Source organism: Nocardiopsis lucentensis DSM 44048 (assembly GCF_000341125.1).
GTDB classification, from domain to species: domain Bacteria; phylum Actinomycetota; class Actinomycetes; order Streptosporangiales; family Streptosporangiaceae; genus Nocardiopsis; species Nocardiopsis lucentensis.
In genome coordinates this window covers 1-7,546 of the sequence record NZ_ANBC01000816.1, presented here as the reverse complement: position 1 = coordinate 7,546, position 7,546 = coordinate 1, and the positions used below count along the sequence as shown (strand labels likewise).

Annotated in this window: 9 protein-coding genes; 6 read left to right on the top strand and 3 right to left on the bottom strand. The window is 72.6% G+C overall.

What is annotated here, in order from left to right:
• Both D471_RS0128470 and D471_RS0128465 read right to left on the bottom strand, forming a co-directional pair.
• Nucleotides 1-541 (bottom strand): peroxidase family protein (locus D471_RS0128470; protein WP_026128166.1); only part of this gene is annotated, 541 nt, incomplete at its 3' end.
• Nucleotides 542-581: 40 nt separating this feature from the next.
• Nucleotides 582-1,013 (bottom strand): Fur family transcriptional regulator, encoded by a 432-nt coding sequence (locus tag D471_RS0128465; protein WP_026128165.1) that lies wholly within the window; start codon nt 1,011-1,013, stop codon nt 582-584.
• A gap of 241 nt (nt 1,014-1,254) precedes the next feature.
• On the opposite strand from D471_RS0128465, the gene D471_RS0128455 reads away from it, so the two are divergent.
• The 6 genes from D471_RS0128455 (at nt 1,255) to D471_RS36680 (ending at nt 5,815) form a co-directional block, all read left to right on the top strand.
• Nucleotides 1,255-1,650 carry a DoxX-like family protein gene (locus D471_RS0128455; RefSeq protein WP_017601765.1) on the top strand — a complete coding sequence of 132 codons (396 nt, stop codon included), beginning with the start codon at nt 1,255-1,257 and terminating at the stop codon, nt 1,648-1,650.
• Entirely contained in the window at nt 1,647-2,561 is a 915-nt protein-coding gene (locus D471_RS0128450) for a DUF3419 family protein (protein ID WP_017601764.1), read from the top strand. The genes D471_RS0128455 and D471_RS0128450 overlap by 4 nt, the downstream gene beginning before the upstream one ends.
• The gene (locus tag D471_RS0128445) at nt 2,558-3,349 is read left to right on the top strand and encodes a DUF2071 domain-containing protein (RefSeq protein ID WP_017601763.1); all 792 of its coding nucleotides are present in this window, start codon (nt 2,558-2,560) and stop codon (nt 3,347-3,349) included. Before D471_RS0128450 ends, D471_RS0128445 begins: the two co-directional genes overlap by 4 nt.
• The gene (locus D471_RS0128440) at nt 3,346-4,134 is read left to right on the top strand and encodes a class I SAM-dependent methyltransferase (RefSeq protein ID WP_241479736.1); all 789 of its coding nucleotides are present in this window, start codon (nt 3,346-3,348) and stop codon (nt 4,132-4,134) included. The genes D471_RS0128445 and D471_RS0128440 overlap by 4 nt, the downstream gene beginning before the upstream one ends.
• Complete coding sequence (locus D471_RS0128435) at nt 4,131-4,556, top strand: hypothetical protein (RefSeq protein ID WP_017601761.1); 426 nt, start codon at nt 4,131-4,133, stop codon at nt 4,554-4,556. Before D471_RS0128440 ends, D471_RS0128435 begins: the two co-directional genes overlap by 4 nt.
• A gap of 200 nt (nt 4,557-4,756) precedes the next feature.
• Entirely contained in the window at nt 4,757-5,815 is a 1,059-nt protein-coding gene (locus D471_RS36680) for a sulfite exporter TauE/SafE family protein (RefSeq protein ID WP_051059274.1), read from the top strand.
• A 69-nt stretch (nt 5,816-5,884) separates the two neighbouring features.
• Here D471_RS36680 and argG read toward each other — a convergent pair whose 3' ends face one another.
• Nucleotides 5,885-7,336, bottom strand: a complete 1,452-nt coding sequence (gene argG, locus D471_RS0128425; protein ID WP_017601759.1) for an argininosuccinate synthase — start codon at nt 7,334-7,336, stop codon at nt 5,885-5,887.
• Between the last annotated feature and the right edge of the window lie 210 nt (nt 7,337-7,546).

Genomic DNA, 7,546 nt, shown 5'->3' with positions numbered 1-7,546 from the left:
GCCCCCCGCCGAAGCCGAAGGTCTCGAAGCCCATCGACTCGAGCGCGACGTTGCCCGCGAGGATCATGAGGTCGGCCCAGGAGATGTTCTGGCCGTACTTCTTCTTGACGGGCCAGAGCAGGCGGCGGGCCTTGTCCAGGTTGACGTTGTCCGGCCAGCTGTTCAGCGGCGCGAAGCGCTGCTGACCGGCGCTGCCGCCGCCACGGCCGTCGTGCGAGCGGTAGGTGCCCGCGCTGTGCCACGCCATGCGGATGATGAGCGGGCCGTAGTGCCCGAAGTCGGCCGGCCACCAGTCCTGGGAGGTGGTCAGGACCTCGGCGATGTCGGCCTTCACGGCCTCCAGGTCCAGCGCCTTGAACGCCTCGGCGTAGTCGAACCCCTCGCCGAGCGGGTTCGCCACGGCCGGGTTCTTCGCCAGGATCTTCAGGTTGAGCTGGTTGGGCCACCAGCCTCGGTTGCCGCCGCCCTCGGTCGGGTGCGGGGCCCGACCGTGCGCGACCGGACAGCCACCCGTTGCTGCGGCTTCGTGGTTTTCGGACATGGAGATCCTTCCAGCGTTGGGAGGAAGCGAACAGGATGATTCACGAACCGTGTGTGCTCGAGCAGTCGGGGCACAGACCCCAGTAGACGACCTCGGCCTCGTCGACCGAGAAACCGTGGTCGTCGGAGGCGGTCAGGCACGGTGCGTGGCCGACGGCGCAGTCGACGTCGGCTATGGCACCGCATGACCGGCACACGATGTGGTGATGGTTGTCCCCGACCCGGGTCTCGTAACGGGCCACGGAGCCCTGCGGCTGGATGCGGCGCACCAGGCCCACGCTGGTCAGTGCTTTGAGCACGTCGTAGACGGCCTGGTCGGACACCGCGCCGAGGTTCCCGCGCACGACGCCGATGATCGACTCGGTGTCCGCGTGCGGGTTGTCGTGCACGGCCGAGAGCACGGCCAGCCGAGGGCCCGTCACCCGCAGAGCGGACTCGCGCAGCATTCGCTCGAAATCCGAAGGGGTTGGCATGCTCGACAGTCTGGCTCGTTTTCTGGAGTAAGTCAAATAATGTGGTGGCCCTGATCTGGATCGGCCGCACCACCGCCGGTCCGGGCCGGGCCGGCGCTCGCGTTGACGGGCCCCAACCCCGTCCGGAACCCCGCCGGCGAAAGCGCGGCGAGGTCGGTCATCCGCTGCGCGACGAAGACCTCGCGCTCCCGTCCGCCCACCCCGGACACGGCGGCCGCGACGTAGGTGGTTTCATGACCGCATGCCCCCTCCCCCACGGACGACACGCACCCTCGCCCCGGCCGCCGCCCTGTCCCTGGTCTGGTTCTACGAGGGGCTGTGGTGCAAGGTCTGGCCGGGACGCGCCGACCACCGGGCGATCATCGCCGACCTGCCGCTGCTGCCCGAACCCCTGGTCACCCCCCTCTTGGTGGGGATCGGACTGGCGGAGGCCGCCATCGGGCTGTGGGTCCTGTCCGGGCGCCTGCCGTACGCGGCGGCGGCCGTACAGACGGCGCTCATCGGGGTGTTCAACCTCGGCGGGCTGCTCTTCTCCCCCGCGACCATCGACGAGCCCGGGCGGATGCTGACCGCCAACCTGGCGATCGTCGCGCTGGCCTGGGTCGTCGCGGCGCGGCATGCCGAGGCCCGGTCATGACCCCCACCCCCTGGTCCGCCGGGCGCGTCCTCGCCCTGCCCGGGCACGGCCCCCGCCTGCTGTTCGGCCGCATGTACGAGGACCCGCGCGTGGAGGAACGCGCCTTCCCCGCCGCCCCCGCGCGCGTGCTGTGCGTGGCCTCGGCCGGGGACACCGCCGCCGCGCTGGCCCGCGCGGGGTATGACGTGACCGCGGTCGACGTCAACCCCGTGCAGCTCGCCTACGCCCGCGCCCGCGTCGAGGAGGGCGCGCCGACGGCCCTGGGCAGCGCCGAGCTCATGCTGGCCGCGGCCCGGCGGGGCGCCGCAGCCGCGCTTCCGCGGTGGCGCCCCGGCCCGCTGCGCGCCTTCCTCGACCTGGACGATCCGCGGGTCCAGTCCCTGTGGTGGCGCACCCGGCTCGACCGCCCCGGATTGCGCCTGCTCATGGGAGCGGCCCTCCGACCGGCCGGAGCGCTCGCCGCGGCCCTGGCCCCGGGATTCCGCCACGTGGTCCCGGCCCGTTTCGACGCCGAGTTGCGCACCCGCATCGCCCGCGTCGTCGCGCGCCACCCGAACGCGGACAACCCCCTTCTGGCGGGACTGCTGGCCGGACGAGCACCGGACCCGCGGCCGGGCGGCACGGACCTCGCGGGCCGGGTGCGGTTCGTGCTCGGTGAGGTCGCCGAGCACCTGGAGTCGGTCCCGGCGGAAAGCTACGACGCGGTGACCCTGTCCAACGTGCTGGACGGCCCCGGCCCCGCCTACCGCCGACGGCTGCGCGCCGCGGTCGAGCGTGCGGTGCGACCGGGCGGGACCGCCGTCCTGCGCAGTGTGGGGGCGGCGGGAGGCGCGGCCGCGGTCCGCGCGGAGGAGGAACGCTGCCCTCTGTGGGGGAGCCTGTACGTCACGACCATCGGAGGAACGGCTTGAGGATCCGGGAACACCCCCTGCCCATGCGCGCGCACTTCACCGACTCGCTGGTGCTCACCTACGCCTTCCCGCCGCGCGTCCTGCGCCCTTTGCTCGCCCCCGGCCTGGAGTTGGACACCTACCGTGCGCCGGACGGAGCCGAGTACGGCTTCGCGGCGGTCGCCGCCGTGGCGCTCCGGGGCCTGCGTCCGGCCTTTCTCCCCCCGTGGGCGGGCGCGCGCCAGGTGATGACCGGTTACCGGGTCTTCGCGCGGCTGTCGGTGGAGCGGGCGAGGACCGGGGGAGGTCCCCGCACCCTCAGGGGCCTGCGCATCCTGCGAAGTCAGACGTCGAGCCGGGCACTGGCCGCCGCGGGCTCACTGCTCACCCGCTACCGGTACGAACGCGCCGTGCTCGGGACGCGCAGGACCGGTGACCGGCTGGAGGTCGCGGTGCGGTCCGCCGACGGGCGGGCCGACCTGCGCGTCAGCGCCGCCCTGGACGGGGCCGCCGCCCCGCTGCCCGAAGGCTCCCCCTTCGCGACGGAGCGGGACGCCCGGCGCTTCGCCGGGCCCCTGCCCCACACGTTCGAGCACGACGGACGCGGCGGTGACGTGCTGGTGGTCAAGGCGTTCCGGACGCACTGGGAGCCGCGCCCGGTGGCGGTGGACGTGGAACGGGTGACCTTCTTCCGCCACGGGCCCTTCGAGGGGACCCGACCCGTCCTCGCCAACGCCTTCCACGTGGCCGACGTCGACTACGGCTGGCACCGGGGCCGACTGGTGACTCCGGCGGGGAGGCGGGGATGAACGGTCAGGCGCCCGGGGGCCACCGACGACGCCCGTCCGGGGCACGGCACGTGATCGCCTACAACTGGCCGCTGTACCTGGCGGGCGGTGCGGTGACCGTCGGCGCAGCGCTGGTCGCCCGGCGGTCGCGCGGGATCGTCCGCGCGGTGGCGTGGACGGCCGGGGCCGCCGCGTCCTGGTGGACCGCCGCCTCCCTGGTGGCCTCCCACGTCGTCTACGACCGGTCGCCGCTACACGGCTGGGAATGGCTCTCCCCGGCCCTGGTCCGGGCCGGTCGGCCGCCCCGTCCGGGCAGACACCTGGTGATCTCGTCCGGCCTGGACGAGGCGAGCGCGGTGATCGGCGCCCTGCACCCCGGGTGTGAGCAGACCGTCGCCGACCTGTACGACGCGCTGCCCGTCGTGGAGTCGTCACTGCGGCGGGCGCGCCGCAGGGTTGCGCCGAGGCCGGAGTCGGTGGCGTGCTCAGCGGACGCGCTGCCCGCCCCGGACGCCTCCGTGGACACGGTCATCGCCCCGTTCGCGCTGCACGAACTGCGCGCCGCCGATGACCGGGAGGCGGCGTTCGGCGAAGTGGCGCGCATCCTGCGACCGGGAGGCGCGCTGGTCCTGGTCGAGCACTGCCGTGACGCGGCCAACATCGCCGCCTACGGTCCGGGCGCCGAGCACTTCATGCCGCGTGCGCGCTGGCTGCGGACCGCGCGCGGCGCCGGGCTCCGCCTGGCCCACGAACGGCGCATGGGCGGGTTGGTCACGGTGTTCGTGCTGGTGGGGCCGGAGCGGTGACCTCCTGGGTGTTCTCGGTCCAGGGTCAGGTGCACCTGGTGGGTGCGGTGCTGGTGACGCTCGGCGCGTTCCACCTGGTGCTGCCCCGGCTGATCGGCTGGCCCGACCAGGTGGCGCGCATGGCGGCGCTGCCCAGGCAGGTGGCGGGTGCGCACTTCTTCTTCATCGGTGTGACCTGCGTGCTCCTGGGCTCGCTGCCACTGCTGCTGGCTCCGGAACTGCTGACCGGCGGCCCCCTGGCGCGCGCCCTGCTCACGGCGGAGACCGTGTTCTGGTCCCTGCGCTGGGTGTTCCAGTTCGCCTACTTCTCTCCGGCCCTGTGGCGGGGCGACCCGCTGCGCACCCTCGCCCACGTGGGGTTCTGCCTGCTGTGGACGTGGGTGGCCGGAGTCTTCGGGCTCGCGCTGTACGCGACCACCTGACCCGACCCGGCGCGGACCCGCGCACGTAAGGAGACTCGGGGCGCCGGAACGCGCCGGTAGAGTCGCCAGCGCCTTGCCCCGCCCGCCGAACGAGACGCGTCCGTACCGCCCGCACGGCGGCCGGGAAGGGCCCGCGCCACGTGTGGACGTCACACCGACGGATCGCGACCACGAATCCCCAGGAATGGTGAGAACGGTCTATGCGCACCCCAGGGAATCCGCCGAGAACGAGAATTCCGAAGGTCGTCGTCGTCAACTCCGCGCTGGCCGGCTGCGTGTGGCTGGTGTGGGCGCTCGTGTGGGGACCGCGGTTCCTCGACATCCTCCAGGCCAACTGGCCGGTGGCACTCACGATGGTGTTCGGCTCGCTCATCGGCGGTGGGACCAGTGAGGGCGGCGGCGCGGTCTCCTTCCCCGTCATGACCAAACTGCTCCACGTGCCCGCCGACGAGGCCCGCGTCTTCACGTTCGCGATCCAGTCGGTCGGCATGACCGCGGCGTCGATCTCCATCCTGGCGTGCCGCGTGCCCATCGAGAGACGCGTGGTGGTCTACGGTTCGGCCGCGGGCGTGGTCGGCGTGTTCGTCAGCGCCGTGTACCTGGCGCCCCTGGTACCGCTTCCGATGGTCCGTGTGCTGTTCACGATGCTGCTCGTGGCACTCGCCGTCGCGCTCCTGCTCCAGTTGTTCCAACGCGGATACCGGCGCAATCCGACCATCCCCGAGTGGACCGCCCGGGAACGGGCCCTGGTCATCGGTACCGGGTTCGCGGGCGGGTTGCTCAGCGGTGTGGCGGGCGTGGGCGAGAACTGTGTGATGTTCCTCCTCCTGGTGCTGCTGTTCCGTGTCTCGGAGAAGGTGAGCACACCCACGACCGTGATCATGATGACCGTGGTCTCGCTCGCCGCGTTCGCCACACACGTGTTCGTCATCGGGGACTTCACCGGGGCCGTGGTCGACTACTGGGTGGCGGCCTCGCCCGTCGTCGCGGTCGGTGCGCCGCTGGGCGCGTGGATCTGTACGCGGCTCAGGCCGTTCACGATCCGGGTGATCCTCTTCGCGCTGATCGGGAGCGAGTTGGCGAGCACGCTGCTGTTCGTGCCCTTCACCCCCCTGCTGACGGCGCTCAGCCTGACGACGCTCGCCGTCTTCACGACGCTCTGCGTGGCCTTCATCCGGACCAGCCGGTACGCGGCCGGTGGGCACGCGCCGCGGGAGGTCGGCGACGTCAGGACCCCGCAGAGGTCCGGAGCCCCGTGACGCCGTCGCGGTCCGCCCCTCCCGGAGGCTTCCGGGCTGGGCGGACCGCGACGGCGGACCGGCGGAGGCTCAGTCGTTGCCGGACTCGATGGCGGCGTGGTCGAGCAGGTCGCCGGCGCCGGAGCCCTCGCCGCGGGAGGCGATCGTCTCGGCGCCGCCCTCGGGCATCGCGCCGATCAGGCCGGTCGAGGCGGCCTGGGCCGCGCCGATGCTCGTCGGGTGGGCGCCCTCGCCGACCATGCCGATGCTGGCGTACTCCTCCAGCTTGGCGCGGGAGTCGGCGATGTCGAGGTTGCGCATGGTCAGCTGGCCGATCCGGTCGACCGGGCCGAACGCGGAGTCCTCCGTGCGCTCCATGGACAGCTTGTCCGGGTGGTAGCTGAACGCGGGGCCGTTGGTGTCGAGGATCGAGTAGTCCTCGCCCCGCCGCAGCCGCAGGGTCACCTCGCCGGTGATCGCGGTGCCCACCCAGCGCTGCAGCGACTCGCGCAGCATGAGGGCCTGCGGCTCCAGCCAGCGGCCCTCGTACATGAGTCGGCCGAGCCGGCGCCCCTCGTTGTGGTAGGCGGCGATGGTGTCCTCGTTGTGGATCGCGTTGACCAGCCGCTCGTAGGCCGCGTGCAGGAGCGCCATGCCCGGGGCCTCGTAGATGCCGCGGCTCTTGGCCTCGATGATGCGGTTCTCGATCTGGTCGGACATGCCCAGGCCGTGGCGCCCGCCGACGGCGTTGGCCTCGAGCACCAGGTCGACGGCGGAGGGGAAGCCCTTGCCGTTGATGCTCACCGGACGCCCCTGCTCGAAGCCGATGGTGACGTCCTCGGCGGGGATCTCGACCTCGGGGTCCCAGAACCGCACGCCCATGATCGGGTCGACGATCTCGACGCCGGTGTCGAGGTGTTCGAGGGACTTGGCCTCGTGCGTGGCGCCCCAGATGTTGGCGTCGGTGGAGTAGGCCTTCTCCGTGCTGTCCCGGTAGGGCAGACCGCGCTCGGTCAGCCACTCGGACATCTCCTTGCGGCCGCCGAGCTCGTTGACGAAGTCGGCGTCCAGCCAGGGCTTGTAGATACGCAGGGCGGGGTTGGCGAGCAGGCCGTAGCGGTAGAACCGCTCGATGTCGTTGCCCTTGAACGTGGAGCCGTCGCCCCAGATCTGCACGCCGTCCTCGAGCATGGCGCGCACCAGCAGGGTGCCCGTGACCGCCCGCCCGAGCGGCGTGGTGTTGAAGTAGACGCGGCCACCGGACCGGATGTGGAACGCCCCGCAGGCCAGGGCCGCGAGCCCCTCCTCCACCAGGGCGGCTCGGCCGTCGACCAGGCGGGCGACCTCCGCCCCGTAGTCGGCGGCACGCCCCGGCACCGAGGCGATGTCGGGTTCGTCGTACTGGCCGATGTCGGCGGTGTAGGCGCACGGGACGGCGCCCTTCTCGCGCATCCACGCGACCGCCACCGAGGTGTCGAGGCCGCCGGAGAAGGCGATCCCGACCCGTTCACCGACAGGGAGAGAGGTGAGTACCTTGGACATGGCAATAAGTATGCGTGAAAATGAATGATCATGCAAGGCGGGCGTCCGGCGCCCCGGTGGACGCCTCCCGTCCACCGGGGCGCCGTAGAGGGCGGGGGCCGCGCGCCGACGCGGGAGCACGGCCTCGGGGGTCAGGCGCGGGCGGCGGCCAGAACCACGTCCACCAACCGGTCGGCGGCGTCCGGACGGCCGAGCTCGCGGGCGCTGTCG

Excerpts from the sequence above, each read along its gene's own strand:
- D471_RS0128465 (WP_026128165.1), bottom strand. The coding sequence starts at position 1,013 with ATGCCAACCCCTTCGGATTTCGAGCGAATGCTGCGCGAGTCCGCTCTG.
- D471_RS0128455 (WP_017601765.1), top strand. The coding sequence starts at position 1,255 with ATGCCCCCTCCCCCACGGACGACACGCACCCTCGCCCCGGCCGCCGCC.
- D471_RS0128450 (WP_017601764.1), top strand. The coding sequence starts at position 1,647 with ATGACCCCCACCCCCTGGTCCGCCGGGCGCGTCCTCGCCCTGCCCGGG.
- D471_RS0128440 (WP_241479736.1), top strand. The coding sequence starts at position 3,346 with ATGAACGGTCAGGCGCCCGGGGGCCACCGACGACGCCCGTCCGGGGCA.
- D471_RS36680 (WP_051059274.1), top strand. The coding sequence starts at position 4,757 with ATGCGCACCCCAGGGAATCCGCCGAGAACGAGAATTCCGAAGGTCGTC.
- argG (WP_017601759.1), bottom strand. The coding sequence starts at position 7,336 with ATGTCCAAGGTACTCACCTCTCTCCCTGTCGGTGAACGGGTCGGGATC.